The sequence below is a fragment of the Nostoc sp. DSM 114160 genome, assembly GCF_053470305.1.
Genome location: NZ_JBPFGO010000001.1, coordinates 3,677,149 through 3,693,588, shown reverse-complemented (window position 1 = coordinate 3,693,588; position 16,440 = coordinate 3,677,149). Strand labels below are relative to the sequence as shown.

Annotated in this window: 16 protein-coding genes; 7 read left to right on the top strand and 9 right to left on the bottom strand. The window is 38.4% G+C overall.

Features of this window, described 5'->3' with window-relative positions; genetic code table 11:
* Positions 1 to 9: 9 nt before the first annotated feature.
* The 6 genes from NSTCB13_RS16190 to NSTCB13_RS16165 are packed head-to-tail and all read right to left on the bottom strand — an operon-like array spanning position 10 to position 6,039.
* A complete protein-coding gene (locus tag NSTCB13_RS16190) occupies positions 10 to 426 on the bottom strand; it encodes a hypothetical protein (protein WP_448272981.1) in 417 nt (138 codons plus the stop codon).
* A complete protein-coding gene (csx10, locus tag NSTCB13_RS16185) occupies positions 423 to 1,700 on the bottom strand; it encodes a type III-D CRISPR-associated RAMP protein Csx10 (protein ID WP_448272980.1) in 1,278 nt (425 codons plus the stop codon). Before csx10 ends, NSTCB13_RS16190 begins: the two co-directional genes overlap by 4 nt.
* Positions 1,697 to 2,437 (bottom strand): RAMP superfamily CRISPR-associated protein, encoded by a 741-nt coding sequence (locus NSTCB13_RS16180; RefSeq protein ID WP_448272979.1) that lies wholly within the window; start codon positions 2,435 to 2,437, stop codon positions 1,697 to 1,699. The genes csx10 and NSTCB13_RS16180 overlap by 4 nt, the downstream gene beginning before the upstream one ends.
* Entirely contained in the window at positions 2,434 to 4,737 is a 2,304-nt protein-coding gene (cas10, locus tag NSTCB13_RS16175; protein ID WP_448272978.1) for a type III-B CRISPR-associated protein Cas10/Cmr2, read from the bottom strand. Before cas10 ends, NSTCB13_RS16180 begins: the two co-directional genes overlap by 4 nt.
* Before the next feature lie 18 nt (positions 4,738 to 4,755).
* Entirely contained in the window at positions 4,756 to 5,676 is a 921-nt protein-coding gene (locus tag NSTCB13_RS16170; protein ID WP_448272977.1) for a CRISPR-associated protein Csx3, read from the bottom strand.
* 57 nt (positions 5,677 to 5,733) lie between these two features.
* Positions 5,734 to 6,039, bottom strand: coding sequence for a CRISPR-associated protein Csx3 (locus tag NSTCB13_RS16165; protein ID WP_445627675.1), 306 nt, complete (start codon positions 6,037 to 6,039; stop codon positions 5,734 to 5,736).
* Between the two features lie 100 nt (positions 6,040 to 6,139).
* Here NSTCB13_RS16165 and NSTCB13_RS16160 point away from each other — a divergent pair, with 100 nt between their 5' ends.
* The gene (locus tag NSTCB13_RS16160) at positions 6,140 to 7,507 is read left to right on the top strand and encodes a TIGR03985 family CRISPR-associated protein (protein WP_448272976.1); all 1,368 of its coding nucleotides are present in this window, start codon (positions 6,140 to 6,142) and stop codon (positions 7,505 to 7,507) included.
* An 8-nt stretch (positions 7,508 to 7,515) separates the two neighbouring features.
* Positions 7,516 to 7,659, top strand: coding sequence for a hypothetical protein (locus tag NSTCB13_RS16155; RefSeq protein ID WP_445627677.1), 144 nt, complete (start codon positions 7,516 to 7,518; stop codon positions 7,657 to 7,659).
* A 60-nt stretch (positions 7,660 to 7,719) separates the two neighbouring features.
* Here the strand turns inward: NSTCB13_RS16155 and NSTCB13_RS16150 are convergent, their stop codons facing one another.
* From NSTCB13_RS16150 to NSTCB13_RS16140, 3 genes are read right to left on the bottom strand one after another with little or no spacing between them, the layout of a single operon-like run.
* Complete coding sequence (locus NSTCB13_RS16150; RefSeq protein ID WP_448272975.1) at positions 7,720 to 8,202, bottom strand: cyclic nucleotide-binding domain-containing protein; 483 nt, start codon at positions 8,200 to 8,202, stop codon at positions 7,720 to 7,722.
* 19 nt (positions 8,203 to 8,221) lie between these two features.
* Positions 8,222 to 8,860: a DUF7005 family protein gene (locus NSTCB13_RS16145; RefSeq protein WP_448272974.1), complete on the bottom strand. Its 639-nt coding sequence runs from the start codon at positions 8,858 to 8,860 to the stop codon at positions 8,222 to 8,224.
* Positions 8,844 to 9,413, bottom strand: coding sequence for a DUF7005 family protein (locus NSTCB13_RS16140; protein WP_448272972.1), 570 nt, complete (start codon positions 9,411 to 9,413; stop codon positions 8,844 to 8,846). Before NSTCB13_RS16140 ends, NSTCB13_RS16145 begins: the two co-directional genes overlap by 17 nt.
* A 629-nt stretch (positions 9,414 to 10,042) precedes the next feature.
* On the opposite strand from NSTCB13_RS16140, the gene NSTCB13_RS16135 reads away from it, so the two are divergent.
* The 5 genes from NSTCB13_RS16135 (at position 10,043) to NSTCB13_RS16115 (ending at position 16,267) form a co-directional block, all read left to right on the top strand.
* Positions 10,043 to 12,298, top strand: a complete 2,256-nt coding sequence (locus tag NSTCB13_RS16135; RefSeq protein ID WP_448272971.1) for an ABC transporter transmembrane domain-containing protein — start codon at positions 10,043 to 10,045, stop codon at positions 12,296 to 12,298.
* Positions 12,240 to 12,746 (top strand): ATP-binding cassette domain-containing protein, encoded by a 507-nt coding sequence (locus tag NSTCB13_RS16130; RefSeq protein WP_448272969.1) that lies wholly within the window; start codon positions 12,240 to 12,242, stop codon positions 12,744 to 12,746. The genes NSTCB13_RS16135 and NSTCB13_RS16130 overlap by 59 nt, the downstream gene beginning before the upstream one ends.
* A 351-nt stretch (positions 12,747 to 13,097) precedes the next feature.
* A complete protein-coding gene (locus NSTCB13_RS16125; RefSeq protein WP_448272968.1) occupies positions 13,098 to 14,030 on the top strand; it encodes a UPF0489 family protein in 933 nt (310 codons plus the stop codon).
* A gap of 7 nt (positions 14,031 to 14,037) precedes the next feature.
* Positions 14,038 to 15,453 (top strand): SagB family peptide dehydrogenase, encoded by a 1,416-nt coding sequence (locus NSTCB13_RS16120; protein WP_448272967.1) that lies wholly within the window; start codon positions 14,038 to 14,040, stop codon positions 15,451 to 15,453.
* Positions 15,454 to 15,805: 352 nt separating this feature from the next.
* Positions 15,806 to 16,267, top strand: coding sequence for a tetratricopeptide repeat protein (locus NSTCB13_RS16115; RefSeq protein ID WP_445627683.1), 462 nt, complete (start codon positions 15,806 to 15,808; stop codon positions 16,265 to 16,267).
* The last annotated feature ends 173 nt before the right edge of the window (positions 16,268 to 16,440 follow it).

Below are 16,440 nucleotides of genomic sequence, written 5' to 3'. Positions count from 1 at the left end.
CTTGATAATTTAAACTTCACCTTTATTTTTGTAAACCAAATAGCGAGCACCATAGCCTAAATAACGGCGAATTAACTCTATCCAAATAGGGTTTAAATCCTCAGCATCAGACTTGGTTCTGATATCTTTAGCTAGGGTCTTAATTGTGTCGTCTATATCATTAATAATTTTGTGTGCTAAAGAATTTTTACCTCTCCCCCACTTTTTATCCCTTCCAACTTGATAGAGTAAAAAGTTTTTAATTACTTCTACGCTTTCAGTAGTATCTGCAACACGAACTAAATTACGAAATTGAGACTCTTCTAATTTATCGTAAGAGGTTGTATCATTTAATGCATATTGAATAGCCTTGACTAATTCATCTTCAGATTGACGAATTATTTGCTGAATTTTAAGTTGCTTTTGTTGCTCTGAAAAATTGGTCATGCAGCCTCCTCTCTAAATACAATATGAAAATTATTACAAATTTCTACTTGGCCAAAACCTTCACAAGTACGCTCCCCTATACCTTTTAACTCTAAATCAGCTAAAGCGTTATACCAAATATCTGGATGTAAAGTGCTAAATAAATAAACTGCACCTTTATTGGTTATTAGTTCTACATCTTTCATTAATCCCCAAGCTGCATTCCAACCTGAGCGATAATCGTAACTACTGTAAGCAACTTCAAGTTTCAACGATTCATCCTCAATATTTGTAAATTGCTTTAACATCTGTTCAGAAACGATATTAGTACGTTGCCATTTCTCATTGAAAATCGCATCTGATTCTAAATCTAAAGTAAAGTAAGTGCGTTTAGGTACTTCTTTAATTGGATTACCAAAAACTGACCATTTTTGCCAACGTTCCCACAACTTAGCATTAAATACTTCTATTTTGTTTTGGATATTTTGTTGAATATTTCCTAATTTAGCATTAATCTCTACTTTTCCTAAGCCTCGTGAAGTTGAACCTCCAAAGCGAAAATTTTTATAATTAGTGTTGATAAAATTCTGTAATTTATCTAATAAATCATCTAAATTATCTGGTACTAAAATATATGACCTAAAAAATAAAGGATTATGATTTTTAGCTTCAGATTCATTGATGACTTCAATGCTGTATAATATCTCTTCTTCAGATGTTGCTCTTCGGCGATTAATACCAACTCTTGTTAAGAGACGTTTACTAACTGAAGAATTGTAATACATCTCATCTACTTTGCTATAAAAAGTGCTATATGGTTCAACTCTTCCTCCATCTTGTGGACAATTAGGATCATAAGGTAAACCATAATATTCAGCACAAAATCTGTCGATCAAACTATCAAAAACTCCTTTATATTCAGTTGAACATTTTCCATTTCTCTTGCGGCAAAATCCTGGCTTAGTTTTGGAACTTAAAGCAGTAGCAGGTAATAATTTTATTTCTTTTATCCTATTTGTGGAAAAAATTCTACCTCTATCAGCTTTTACATTTGCAGAATAAGCATTTTGAAAAATCGTAGGTTCATCACTCAAAAACAAAGCGTGAAAATCACCACCATTTTTACTCAGATTGTCAAACTGCTTACCTGATTGTTTTAAAATTTCACTTGCAACCGCTCCACGAATTACACTACCTGGAATATAATCCTCACATTCGCTCACCGAACCGCCTGGTTTTTGTCGAGAAATTGCTAAGGGAGATAAGGCTTTAATTTCTAATTCAATACGCTTCACTTCATCCGTCCTTTTCCTAAAAATTGCCAAACTTCAGCATTTACATTAATATTTGGTAACTCCCAATGTAACCATCCTAAACCTGCTGATTTACTTCCCCCCAATGCATGAATTTGTCGTAAACCTGCCCAAATTAATGCTTTTGCATAATCTGGTCTTTCAGGAGTTAAGCTAGGTTGAATGTGAATTTCTCCCTGAAATTGAAGTTTTGTATTCACGGGTGAAGTTTCGAGAAAATAAAGCTTTTGCTCTTCTGCAACACGACGACGGCGATTAATTGTTACACCAGGACGCAAAACTTCAGGTAAATTTTCTGGTTCTTCGGTACATACTAAATCGTCAAAAATTACCCGTGAAGATAAAACTGGATCGCCAAAAATTTGGCTGATTAAACAGTGGTATGCATTTTCATATCCGGTAATTTTGTATTCATCACGATTAAATGTAGAAGGTGCATTATCTCTACGAATAACCATTTTTCCTGCATTAGGAGATTCAGAAATTTCCCACCCTAAACCACGCAGTAGTTTTTCACATTCATGACGTACACGGCCTTTTATCTGTGAACCAGGAATTAGTAAATTACGTTGTGAATTTCTGATAATCGGTTTATCTGCTAAGGAACCAGAAGAACCTCCCGCACCTACACATAATGCTGAGTCAATTATGGCGGTAATGGTGAAGGTTTCAACTTGATTAGGTTTATTATTATCTAATAAAGCTTGAAGTTTTATCATCGCGTAGTCTCCTGATGTGATGTTTGTGGAGATTCGGTTTCTGAAAATGTAATTAAATCAAATAAATCTACCATTTCTCGCCAGATAGTTTCATAGGTTTCTTCTTTTAAGTCGTACATCCAAGGTGCAATATTACCTTTGTTGGTTTTAGCTGGACACCATTTATCTTCAAAGTCGGCTTTCAATGCGTCTTGTCCTTTTTTCAGTCGATGACGAAAATAGTAATAATTTAAACTAGCAGTTCGCTTACCTCGCTCTAAAAAACTACGAATTTGATAAAGTTGTGATTTAGGAAATTCAGTTTTTTGCAGTGCGCGAATAGATTTTAGAAATTTATCTAATTCTGGTATTGTATAAGGTGCAGAGTAAAGCTTAAGTTTTGCACCTCTGTTATCAATAGTTAATGCTTGTTTGCGAAATTCTTCGATATTTGATGAAATCATGGTGACTGATTTCATGGTAAAAAAATCTATCGTCCCACCATAATAGCCCTTTTCTTTTAGAGTTTTAGCATACTTTTTCGCAGACTTCATCAACTGGTTTGTTAATTTTTCTGCATAATAAATTGGCGTATTATAAGCAGTAATCAATACACCAGTAGACATACTAAGTTTACATTGTTCCTCTTCTGATATCGTTTCAGCAAAGCGATGGTGTTTCTTAGAACCTAGTAGATTATTATCTATTTTATATTTGCCTTTGATTTTTACACCTGATATTTTGACTTTTTTTAAAAGTATGTTTTCAAATTGCTCACCTATCATCTTAGCAATCTGTAAAGCTTTATCTGCTGGTACTATTAAGAAAATGTCATCACCACCAATGGTGATAATTTCAAATGGATGAATTAAATCTCCATCTTGAATGTTTGATTCGGCTTCACTGATACCTTTAATTTCACGCGGATGCAGATTATATGCTAAAGCTTGATAAACAGCATATTTTGTGGCATTTTCAACATCTTGGCTAAATTCTCGATATTCTTTCGGTGTGCGGATGTTTTGAATAAAACCACCCATGTTATTACCATCTGCATATATGTAAGCTACATAGTTATTACTTACTTTGCCCAATTGAGTTAAAGATTGGGCAATTTTAATTTCTTTAGTCCCATCGTTTTTAGTACCATAATATTTCTGACATTGTTCGGGATTCTTTTGCAAAAAACCCTCAAATTTATCTAGCCAACTTTCAATTATTCCAGAATCCCAATCTAGCCCAGTATCTTTATACCATTTGGGTGGCTCAGAAATCCCAGTTTTTGCTCTATCGCCTATTCTGCGTTTATAAATTACACTTTCAGAAAGATAAGGTTTGCCAGTTAGTTGATTTATCTGAGCAATAGCAGAACGTTTCTCACCTTCATCTCTTCTTAGGTAAGGATGAGTTTCAAACATTGGCGGATAGCGACGAGTCGGACGCTTTTCGCTATCATTTCCACTACGGCGTTGATTAAAACGAATTGCTAATTTTGTGGTTAATTCGTTAAAACTTTTATGCTTTATAAATGTTTCTTCAAGTTTTGATACATCATCAATTTTTCCGAAATAAGCTTCAACAATGCTATTTTGATACTCCTGCTGATATCTTTCAAGCCAAAATGTTTTTTCAATATTATCTCTAAGCAACCCTAAGCTAGTTTCTAAAACTCTAAAAGTTTCTCCAACTGCACAAGAATTTGCTGTCAGAGTTCTTTGCGTATAACGTTTTTCTATAGCATTAGCTAAATCATCTACAAAATCTGCTGGACAAAAAGCAAGGATATTACCACCAGTTGAATAAATAATCAGTTCAGGAATTAAAGCATCTGATAAATTAAGCTTTTTATCAAAATTTTCATTAAGCCATTTTTTTATTTCTCTGCATTCTATATTGTAGTTATAATTTGGTGACTCTGGAATTACATTAAAGAAAGCAGGTAACTCAACCAAATTTATTTTATCTAAAAGTCCAGAAGCACCACGAATATCTGGAAGTTTAGATTCTTCAAACACATATTGCTTGATTTTGGTTGCACCACCATAAACTAAGCCAATTTGAGAATTCCATAGTAGAGGATATTTCTCTGGTAATTGCTTTAATTTTTCTAGGGTATCTGGAAATTCTAAATTCTGTAATTCCTGCGCCTGCTTCACTAACGTCTGAACTTCCTCCGGTACTTCTTTCCCATCATTCAAAGCCTCACGCATTTGCCGCAACACTTCCAAGCTATACTTAGGCTGTCGTTCATCACCCCAAGCCAAACACCAAGCAATAGCAGTTGTAATAGAATTTTTATTCTGCATCTCTACTTTTTCCATCTGTACGTACTCCTGCAATTACTCCCCTTTATAAAATCCCACCAACAACCGCGCCAAAGCCTGCACCATTGGACGCTGCGATATATCCTCACCTCGTTTTAATCTATGAACGCTACCGCGTAAAATCGGTGATTCTGACTCAACCACATCATTGTTTCCGTCATAGTCGCTAAAAACGATCGCAATAACTTGCAATTCCAACTCATCACAAAACTTGACCCAAGGCTCAATTTCCGTCTCATCTTTGACTAAAATCGCCGCATGGGTAGCTTCTTTCATAATCAAGCGGTTCTCGTCTGATATTTTTCCCCCGACATCAAAAACGAATAGCGGTGTATTGATACCTCTGACTTCCTGCGCTTTAAGTTTGGCAAACTCTGGGCTAAATCCGGCTTTGTATCGTGCTTTTAACTCGGCGGCTAAATCAGGATCGCGCTTGGCTGTTTCACTGTACCAAGAACCATCGCCATCGGGACAGCCGGAAATAAAGTATGATTCTGGTGCATTGGGAATCTGCAAGAGTGCTTGTTTTAATCCGTCCCGAAAGCAAGTCTTTCCAGTGTTAGCAAAGCCACAGAGTACAAGTTTAATGTTTGATAGTGGTTGCGATCGCACCACATCTAAAGTATCCCCTACTCGATAGTCTGGATGTCTGCTAATAGTAACTACATATCTATCAAGCCCTTTATCTCCAATTTTAGGATCGAAGATGGCGATCGCATCATATACTTTCCCTAACTTATCCCCTAAGACCTGACTAACTAATACAGATATCCGTCCGTTGATTTTGATGAGAGTACCTCCGGGTATCTCTTTTGTAGCAATCATTTCATCTAATTTTGTTGCTACATCGCAGACAATGCGATCGCCTGTGGCTTGTGTATTGCCAAATCCTACTTTAAGAATGTCACCCTGTAACTCTATATGATAAGTAGTCATGATTATTGCAGATTTATCAAACCAATCTACTCCTCTTTTTGCTTCGCCTATCAAATATCAATCAATTAAGTCTCCCAATTTATAACTAGGATTGTGTGTAATAGAAATCACATATTTACCTAACTTAGGATCGTAAAAAGCAACTGCTCCGTATATATGAGCCAGCTTGTGTGCTAAAACAAATGCTACAGGTATAGAAATCGGCCCGTTAATCTTGAGTAACTGACCTCCGGCTAATTCACCTGATGCTGCCATTTCTTCTAACCGGGCTGCGGCATCCCGTACAATCTGGTCATTTTGGGCAGGTTCGCCAAAACTAACTCGTAATAGGTTGTCTTTAATCTCAATCTTGTAAGTAGACATTACCATTACCTTAATTTGCTTGGTACATCATACACGCCGTTGGAAAAGATGTCTTCCAAAAAGTTGTATCTTAAAGAAAGTTATTTATCGAGATTTGGCTGTGTCTGAATTAGTGTTTCAAGATGCTCCCCAAGTTGAATTATTGCAATGGTTAGCACGCGGTTCGCTGAAGCAAAAACTGTTGCGGACGATTCGATTGTGGGTATGGTTGCGATCGCTTTACGGCGATCGTCAAGAACGTTTAGCTTTAGACGATTCATTTACTTATGCCGAATGGCGGGACGCATTTTTTAGTTCCACTCATACTAAAGGCGAAGAAGTTCCCAGCTTGCACGATCCTGATTGCCCTTGTGCTAAAACAACCCAGCAGTGGTTATTTAACGAAAAAACAGGTGTTGTTGCTCACCAATGGCAAGAATCATTGATGGCTCACACTGGGATAACAGATTCTAGCAAACTATTAAAGCAAAGATTATTTGGTGTAACTCGTCGTTCCTTGCAAGGCGATTTAGAAGTTTTAACAGACTTGGGTTGGTTGGTTTATAAAAACGAAAAATATTACCGTGTCAGCGAGTTCCCACAACGTCCGGTTACACCAAAAGATGAAGCTGAATCTAACAAACTGAGTGTTTATCAATTAAATTTTCTGCACGATGATTTGATGGGGTTTGCTCAAAACAATTTTCAAAAAATTAACGGGGTACAACGCTTTTTTTTGAAAGTAGACTATGTTGTACCTCGTAGTACCTTGGATACTGTTGATGATTGGCAGCACCAGTTAAGAGAGGTTTGGGCAAAAACTCCAGTCCCACCGATTAAGCTAACTTACGCAAGTGCCAAAGTTGGAAATAAGCTTGATTGTATTATTTATCCAGTCTGTATTTACTATGTACAAAGAGCAGTTTATTTATGTGCTTACGGTGAAAGCCCTGATAAACAAACCCAATGGTATAACTTCCGCCTTGACCATATTAAAAAGATGATTCCTTTGAGTTGGGATAATTCAGAGTTACCTTTAAATTTACGTCAACACTATCAAAGTCATACTTTACCCAGCCCAGATGATATTGCTTTAGAAATGTCTAAAGCTTGGGGATTCGATTTCTACTTGCCTTCACAATTAATGTTGATGCGCTTTGATAGAGATTTTGGCGATCGCTATGTTAGGGGTACTGAACGCCATGAAACTTTTGAAGAGATTTCTTACCAACAAGCACAAAAACTAATCAAACAAAAAATCAAACAACCAGAACAACAGACTTTGCTAAAAATTCTGGCCAATCGCTCACCAGAAGATACTTATTATCAAGTATTTATTCGTTATCAAGATGAGAAATACAGAGACAACAACGTTATCATGCGCCTACGTGCATGGCGGCCTAAATGTGAAGTTCTCTTTCCTTACGAACTAAGGCAAAGTATTGCCGCTGATGTCGCCAAAGAATTTCAGCTTTACCACCAGAATTGAATTTTCTTATGAATACATTACACTTAACACCAAAATTTGAAGAAGCATTAATTTATGCAACTCGTCTTCATACCAATCAAACACGCAAGATTAGCGGTGTTCCTTATATAGCCCAATACGGTTCAGTTAAGGCTGAAATAGTTGTAAATTAAGTATTGTTTTCAAAAATAGAAATCAAATACAGTGCATCTCAAGGAATTGTCATTGGTGTCTCACAAGATACAAAGTACTGAGAGATTCAAAGCAATAGAGACAGCTATCCCAGCTGCTTCAATCGAACAGGCGATCGCTCGATAAAATCGAGATGCAAAACCAATATCCTGCTGCAATTTTGCGGTCAATTGCTGCCGAGAAATCGATATTACCACCGACTTTTGAGCAGCTTCAACAGTAGTAACAGCTGGGCGAACATTAAGAAACGGGATTTCTCCTACTATCTCACCGCTTGATAACCTACCAATCTCTCGTCCTAATGTTTCACTATCCTCCATAGCTGCAAAAGCTCGATCCAGAGGATTGTTTGTAGCTTGTGACACAGTGATTGTGAATGTTCCATCTAGTATGATGTGTAGGATATCCAGGGCTTTTCCTTGCTGTACAAGGATAGTGCCAGCAGGGATCTCCTTTTTCTGACCCGTAGCGATCATCCAATTGATGTCGCTATTACTCAATTCCTTAAGTAGAACTTCTGTCATAACTCATATCAATTGTGGTTTAGATTTTGGATGCATCTGTGCATTTTTTCAGACTTGTCCGCAATTGGTCTAGAATTTTCTGAATATATGAGTGCGCCTCAGAAGAAGCCAATTCTTCTAATGTCAAATAAGTCAAAGCTATTAACATAATCGGTTGACTATTGAGAGTCCTTAACTCACCTCCATGTTCAGCATCAAAGCGTTCCAAATTCTCAGCAGCAGACTTCACCAATGCTTGCAGAATCTTAAATGCACCCTCTGAAAGCGGCGGTTGACCCCGGTAATTTTGCAATCTCCCTCCTTCTCGGTAATCTGGAAACGACTCCAGCCCCAGAAAACGCAAAAACCAATCAGCCCGATAGTGTCCGATAGCTGCCACAATACCTCTGTAGTCGGCAATCAGTTCGTCGAGTAAATTATTCCGCATGGAGCCAAATAAGCGGTGTGTGAAGTAGTGAGTACATTCATGTTCCAGCCGAATTTTTAGGGAAAGACGCCGCCATTCTACTTTTGAAAGTCCGATGTCGTTGTTTGAAACATTGCTATAGAAACCGTCACTCAAAATAATCAACCGATCTTGATAAAGCTGCTTTTGCGGGATTAGTCGCCCAAATTCTTCTAACCAACTACTTTCAGAGCAGTTACCAAAATTTTTCACTGACCCATTGTTGGCGATATTGGCGAACCCGATCCCAGTTGTTGAAACCAGTAACCATGCAAGCTCCCATAGAAGCAGGGACTGGTAGTGGTTCATTCCGCATCGTTAACGCCTGTACCAAAGAAACAAAATCTTCTCGGTTCCTGGTGAGCAAAACCGGGATGACTCCAGCCAAGCTTTGATGTAGGATCAGTTGGAGTTGTTCGGGTTGCTGCAAAATCAAACCAGTCGCCTCGACCATACCATCCACTGAAACACCCTTACGAGTAGCAAAGCGGTATGCCTCTGTTTGGCTAATGCTTTCAAGTATGGGGAACTGTAACTGTACCAACTTGCTTGATAAAGCTTGAAAAACTCCCACCTCTTGAGCAAAAGTGGCGTATTCTTCCCAAGCGGCTACATGGGGTTCGGGTGGAAGCGGAAACTTGGCGCTTAGTGTTGAAAAACTGCGATTGAAGATGTTTTGATTGTAGGCAAGCAATTCTTCTGTCTGTTGGGCAGTAGCACCATAGTCAGCAAGTACATTAGTACGAAGTTGGTGTTGATTGCTCAAAAGCGATCGCCTCCCACTAATACCTTTCTATCCTAACTCTCGCTCGGCAGCATACGGACCTCCGTATCCGCCACAACTGTTTGTGCAATGAATCTGCGTTTGACTGTCCCTTTTAATTGCTGTGCGGTTTCCTTCAGCAACGCGAATCATTAAAGAATTTACTACAAAAAGGGGGAAGGGAGAGCCTGCCTGCGGCAGGCTCTCCCTTCCTCCTCGGAATGATTATCGAAACAATCAGGTCTAAAACCTCGCCTTAAAAGGCGAAAAATTTTTTGAGCGGGGTATAAATCCCTGTTACAAAAACGGCCTCCTGCCTCCTGCCTTCGTTAACATTCTTATACATTGTATATTTTATTTTCTGGAAGTCCCTTAATTAGAGAAAAAGATAGTACCACTGTTGAAAGCAAGTTTAATATGATTTAGGTAAAATTTTGATTACGTTCAGTCTATATGGCATTTCAGATCGATATTTTTTCCCCTACAATGCTCTGCACTTCGCGCAGAGTGTGTTTCGGCGGGCTTGTTACCCGGTCAGGTATAAAATAAACAATAAAGTTGGGAAATTTCTGCGAATTGGCGTTGAGATAAATAGTTATAAGCGTAGAAATAGAAAATACTAAGATGAGGGAATGACTAATAATTTGAATTATAGTAATTCTGAAACTATTGTTAAAGGCAATAATCCTCTAAAGTTGGCTCGTTCTGATACTGCATGGTTGGTATTATCAGGGACAATGGCTTTGTTTGCTGTCGGAACAGCAAACGGTATAGAGCAAGGATCGCGTCGTTACTTATTCGATATCAATCCAGGGGATGTTATATTCGGAATTCCTGTAAATTTAGAAGGGAATTCTTACTCGCTGATTGCTATTGGTTACGAAGAAACTCTCTTGCAAGCAGTAGATATAACAAACTGGGGACAATACAGCCTAGAGGGGAATGAAAGGTTATCTCCAATTCCCGATCGCCTGCGTCAATGGAGCGATCGCTTAGTTGTAGTTTTTGACAATACTGATATTGTTTTAGATGGAATTAAGCCAGAAGAAATTAGTAGCACAACTGCAACCTTAGAACGCTTGCAGCAATTTCACAGCGATTTTTGGCGCTGTTTGCACGAACTAGAACAGCAGGAAGAAAAAACCCGTTTTCAGCAGTTTAACGCCCGTTTGCAACTTAATCAACAAGCTAGCGAACGGGCGTTAGGGGAATTGACGAGTATTTTTCGCCCTCAAGAAGCAGAATTTCTGCAAGAAGGAACAGAATTATTAATTGCTGTGGGTGCGGTTGGTCGGACGTTGGGAATTGAAATTCGTCCGCCTGCTAGATCGGAAGATCCCAAGCGGGTAAAAGATCCCTTAGAAGCGATCGCTCGCGCTTCGCGGATTCGCACAAGGCGGGTTATTTTAAGTGGTAAGTGGTGGGAGTCTGATAGCGGCCCGTTGTTAGCATACACCGCAGAAGGCGATCGCCCAGTGGCTTTATTACCTGTAGGTAGCGATCGCTATGAAGTTTTTAGTCCTCACGAACGCCGTCGCATCCGCGTCAATATTGACACAGCCAGGTTAATTTCTCCAATTGCTTATATGCTTTATCGCCCGTTTCCCGAACGGGTACTAAAAACAGTAGATATTATCAAGTTTGCGTTGCGCGGACGCGATCGAGAAATTTTGACCGTGCTAGTGTTAGGGGTTATTTCTGCTTTGCTAGGAATGCTTACCCCCCAAGCAACAGGGATTTTGATTGATAAAGCAATTCCCGATGCCAATCGGGGAATTTTATTACAAATTGGTTTGGGTTTATTAGCAGTTAGTTTTGGGAATGCAGTTTTTAATTTAGTGCAAAATATTGCGATCGCTCGAATTGAAACTGTACTAGAGGTGCAAAACCAAGCCGCAGTTTGGGATCGGTTATTAAAATTACGAGTATCTTTTTTTCGTAAATATTCGACTGGCGACTTGCAATCTCGCGTTTCGGCGAGCGCCCAAATTCACAAACTTCTCAGCAGTAACATTATCGGCACAATATTTTCTAGCTTTTTTGCGCTGCTGAATTTGGGATTGTTATTTGTTTATAGCAGTCAATTAGCATTGGTAGCTTTAGCGATCGCCTTTATTAACTTGTTAGCCACAATAATTTCTAGCATTTTTTCTCGCAGAATTATTAAGCCGATGCAAGAGTTACAAGGCGAGATTTTCGGGCTAACAGTAGAACTTCTCAACGGCGTATCTAAATTGCGGGTAGCGGCGGCAGAAGAACGGGCATTTGCTTACTGGTCAAAAGGATTTAGCCAGCAACTAAAATTCATGCTCAAAAGTACAGCGATCGCCGATACAGTAACAGTTATCAATCAGGTTCTGCCAACTATTAGTTCGATGCTAATTTTTTCCTTAACTGTCGGGATTATCATGCATCAGTTAGGAGGAGGCGCAAAATTTTCGACTGGAACTTTTTTGGCATTTAATAGTGCTTTTGGGCTATTTCTTGGCGGTGCAACTAAATTGAGCAATGCGATTGTTAGCGTCTTAGAAGTTGCCGTACTTTGGGAACGCGCTCAACCGATTTTAACAGAATTGCCAGAAGTGGATTTCAATAAAAGCGATCCTGGTCGATTAGAAGGCGGTGTCAAATTCGATCGCGTTAATTTTCGTTACCGAGAAGACGGCCCTTTAACTTTAGATAAAGTATCAATTGAAGCCAAACCAGGAGAGTTTATTGCTTTAGTCGGGCCTTCTGGTAGCGGTAAATCTACAATCGTGCGTTTGCTATTGGGCTTTGAACAACCAGAAGACGGCACGATTTATTATGATGGGTCAGGATCTATCGGGGTTGGATATTTCAGCGATCAGGCGGCAATTAGGAGTAGTGCTGCAAAACGGTCGTATTAATAGCGCCTCTATTTTTGAGAATATTTCTAGCGGTGCGTTAGTAACAATAGATGAAGCTTGGGAAGCAGCAAGAATGGCGGGTTTTGCTGCTGATATCGAACAAATGCCGATGGGAATGCACACAGTAATTTCTGAAGGTGGCTCAAATTTATCTGGAGGACAACGACAGCGTTTATTAATTGCTCGTTCTTTGGTATTAAAGCCGAGAATTTTGATTTTTGATGAGGCGACTAGTGCTTTAGATAATCGCACGCAAGCAATTGTCGGTCAAAGTTTAGAACAGTTAAAAGTAACTCGGATTGCGATCGCTCACCGCCTTAGTACAATTCGCAATGCCGATCGCATTTATGTAATTGCAGCAGGACAAGTAATACAGCAAGGCACGTTCGATCGGTTAATGGCTCAACCTGGAATTTTTGCCGATTTGATGGCTAGGCAAGTTGCTTAATGCTATTGTCAATTGTCGATGATGAAACTATCATTGCAGCTTAGACTAGTAGTTCGCCAAGTGAACTTGGCTCTTTTAAGGGGAAAGGGGAAAGGGGAAAGGTTTTAAATCCCTTACCCTTTACCCCTTCCCCTTTCCCCAGCCCTCACTCAGCATTTTTGGGTTGGCAGACTACTAGGCAATACGGTTCGGATAAGCATTTTGAACTAACAATTGGTTTGGGGAAAAGGTTACTGGGTTTGGGTTAAAGGTTTTTTATTCCCCTTTCCCCCTTACCCTTTCCCCTTTAACCGAACCGTATTGGACTACTAGGTATCTATAATTCAACAATTGGATTTAAAAGGTATAAATATGGCTGCCATTCCCGTTTTTATCATGGAAGAACATCACGAAGCATTTTGGATTTGGCATTATGCTATTAGCCAAAATATCATACCAAAATCAAAAAATATCTTGCTCCATATTGACGAACATTCAGATTTGGCAACACCTAGATTTACTCGTTCTCTCAGTTCTCTAAATGGTAATTTTCAAGAAATTTATGAGTTTACTTATCGTCAGTTAAATATTGCTAGTTTTATTATTCCCGCAGTTTATCAGAGAGTATTTAATCAAGTTTTTTGGTTGCGACCAAGGCTAAAAGAGCCATCCTCTGAGTTTATGTGTGTTTATGCTTGCGATCCAGAAGAAACGATATTTCTAATCAAAAATGTCAAGAATATCGGAGCATTTTTACTCGATCCTAAATATAAAACTGCTAAATATACTTGTTTAACAGTTAAAGATGAGTTTACTGAAAATCAAACTGTGGTTTTAGATATCGATCTAGATTATTTTTCTTGCAACAACAGATATTATAACGATAAAGGCAGAATAGAAATTACTAAAGACCAATATCAAAGTTTTCAGAGAGATAATTATCAATTTTTACGAATAACTTATGGTAGCTCAATCAAAGCCGAGATTGAAGACGGCAAATATTATCTATTGTTTAACCAATTTCCCGAAACAGAATTATTCCCCAATATCCTTAAACTTTCTGAAGACAAAATTCTGGAGAGAATTGACCAATTAATTGAGTTTTTAATCCAGAAAAAAGTGCAAGCGAGCATGATTGATATTTGTCGATCGCGCATTAGCGGTTATACTCCTGCCGATCAATGCCAGTTTATCGAAGATAATTTATTAAAAAGATTGGGAGAATTGTACCATCTTAATTTTGTCAGTTTAGAGCAAATTAAACCTCAGCCTTTAGATGCTAGCACAGCATTAAGCCAAATTTGATTAAAATATGCCATCAGAATTATTAGTTTCATTGAGAAAAGACATTGCTGCGATCGCGCCACCGGAAGATCGTTATATAATTCTTGAGTTTGAGGATAGACGGCTGACATTTAAAAATCCCAAACCTGGACTGAGAACAGCTTTAAAAACTTTAGCAACTGTTCCAACTCCACCTTCGCAACTCAAAAATATTGTTTGGGAAAGTGACGGTTTTGAGGGATGGCAAAAATTTAATTTATATCTCAAAAAGCTTACCAATCTAGGATGGCTTTGCTATTCAATTGTAGTAAATGATGTGGCGATCGCTACTGCCGTACCCATCAGCCCAGATTTGCAAATTTCCCCCGAACCAATATCAACTACAAGCAAGTATGTTCTCTCGCGCTTTGCTTATACTCACCAAATAGCAGGGGAAACTATATTAGAATCGCCTTTATCTTTTTGCCAAATTCGGCTCGATTGGCGAGGTGCAGCTTTAATTGCACTCCTTAGCAGCCCTCAGAATATTTATGAACTTTCCTCGCAAATTCCAGGTATTTCTGTAGACATAGCCGAGCAATTTATCAGTTTGCTTTTCACCAGTCAAATGCTCTCAACAGTAGATGAAAACGGCGTAATTGCTGAGGATGAAAACTTAACTCTAGCTCAATGGGAGTTTCACGATTTGTTGTTTCATACCCGCAGCCGTGCAGGAAGACACGCGAATCCCTTTGGTGGAACCTATCGTTTTGTCGGCAAAATTGAGCCGCTACCAGTCCTAAAACCACTAATATCTAACGATTTAATCGACCTTTATAAACCTGACTTAACCGCTTTAGCAGAAACAGATATTTCCTTAACACAAGTTTTAGAAGCAAGAAAATCAATTCGTCAGTGGGGACAACCAATTACTGTAGAACAATTAGGAGAATTTCTTTATCGAACCGCCAGAGTTAAGAATATTATTAAACATGACTTGGTACAACTTAGCCAACGTGCCTATCCTGGTGGTGGAGCAATTTATGAATTAGAAATTTATCCAGTTATTAATCGTTGTCAAAATTTAGCATCTGGTTTATATCATTATCAACCGCTATCGCACCAACTAAGCCATCTTACTGATAAAAACGAACTAGTAGAAGCCTTACTACAAAATGCTGCTAGTTCAATGGGAGTTGAAGAAATACTGCAAATTTTACTAGTGATTTCGGCTCGCTTTCAACGCTTAACTTGGAAGTATCAATCTATGGCTTATGCACTTATTCTCAAGCACGTAGGCGTTTTGTACCAAAATTTTTACTTAGTAGCAACAGCAATGAATTTAGCACCCTGCGCGATCGGGGCTGGAAATGCTGATTTATTTGCTAAAGCAGTGGGATGTGATTATTATGCTGAAAGTTCTGTTGGTGAATTTGTTCTCGGTAGCCGTCCCGTTAATTCTTAAACTTAGAAAAGTAAGGATTTTAGTACTAATAGAAAATGTCAAGCAATTTTTTTGATTTTGATAAAATCATTTATCCCTTTAATAAGTCTGTATTTTTTAATGAATATTAGGAGCAAAAGCTTTTATTCCTCACTCGGAATTCACCAAATTACTACTCAGATTTAGTATCTTTAAAAGATGTTGATTCAATAATCAGCTTTACCAGTGCTAATGATAGTAAAGCGGAAGTAAGAGATTTTATGAATGATCCTAACAACTACATACTTGAACCCATTAGTCCTAATCGTTCTAGAGGCGGAAAAACCCAAGACCGTTATAGACGACCTGAAATCTAAATTAGCCACCAAATTTTATGAACTCATCACAAGGTGAATCGAAATCTTACCCTGATATTGATGATAATAGTTACTCTAAAATATTAAATTTTTGCAAACAAGGAGATACTTATGCAGAGCAGAAAGAATTTGCACAAGCCATTGAAAGCTATCATCAAGCTTTTGATTTAATACCTGAACCCTTTGAAGCTTATGCAGCATCCACTTGGGTGTTGACAGCCATTGGCGAATCATACTTACTCATGGGTGACTATGAAAATGCATCTCATGCGCTTCAAGAAGCTATGTATTGTCCCAATGCAATTGGAAATCCTTATATTCATTTAAAGTTAGGGCAAGCTCAGTTTGAATTGGAAAATTTCGAGCGCGCCCAAGATGAACTTGCAAGAGCTTATATGATAGAAGGGAAGGAGATTTTTAATGATGAAGATCCTAAATATTATGAATACCTGAAAACATTCCTCCGAGAAGTAGAGTAGAGTAAAAATCCGTTGAATCAATTATAGTTTGATAGATTAATAATTATTAAGATACTGCTACTCATCCCACTGAACCAACACCCCATTCACCAGCCAGGGGAAATGCATCTAAATTACTCTTGATCGCAACTAAGGTTAAGAACCAACGAAAAAATCTTTCCTTTCGCATTTAA

Coding starts and splice junctions, on each gene's coding strand:
- NSTCB13_RS16190 (WP_448272981.1), bottom strand. CDS start 426: ATGACCAATTTTTCAGAGCAACAAAAGCAACTTAAAATTCAGCAAATA.
- NSTCB13_RS16180 (WP_448272979.1), bottom strand. CDS start 2,437: ATGATAAAACTTCAAGCTTTATTAGATAATAATAAACCTAATCAAGTT.
- cas10 (WP_448272978.1), bottom strand. CDS start 4,737: ATGGAAAAAGTAGAGATGCAGAATAAAAATTCTATTACAACTGCTATT.
- NSTCB13_RS16170 (WP_448272977.1), bottom strand. CDS start 5,676: ATGACTACTTATCATATAGAGTTACAGGGTGACATTCTTAAAGTAGGA.
- NSTCB13_RS16165 (WP_445627675.1), bottom strand. CDS start 6,039: ATGTCTACTTACAAGATTGAGATTAAAGACAACCTATTACGAGTTAGT.
- NSTCB13_RS16155 (WP_445627677.1), top strand. CDS start 7,516: ATGAATACATTACACTTAACACCAAAATTTGAAGAAGCATTAATTTAT.
- NSTCB13_RS16150 (WP_448272975.1), bottom strand. CDS start 8,202: ATGACAGAAGTTCTACTTAAGGAATTGAGTAATAGCGACATCAATTGG.
- NSTCB13_RS16135 (WP_448272971.1), top strand. CDS start 10,043: ATGACTAATAATTTGAATTATAGTAATTCTGAAACTATTGTTAAAGGC.
- NSTCB13_RS16125 (WP_448272968.1), top strand. CDS start 13,098: ATGGCTGCCATTCCCGTTTTTATCATGGAAGAACATCACGAAGCATTT.
- NSTCB13_RS16120 (WP_448272967.1), top strand. CDS start 14,038: ATGCCATCAGAATTATTAGTTTCATTGAGAAAAGACATTGCTGCGATC.
- NSTCB13_RS16115 (WP_445627683.1), top strand. CDS start 15,806: ATGAACTCATCACAAGGTGAATCGAAATCTTACCCTGATATTGATGAT.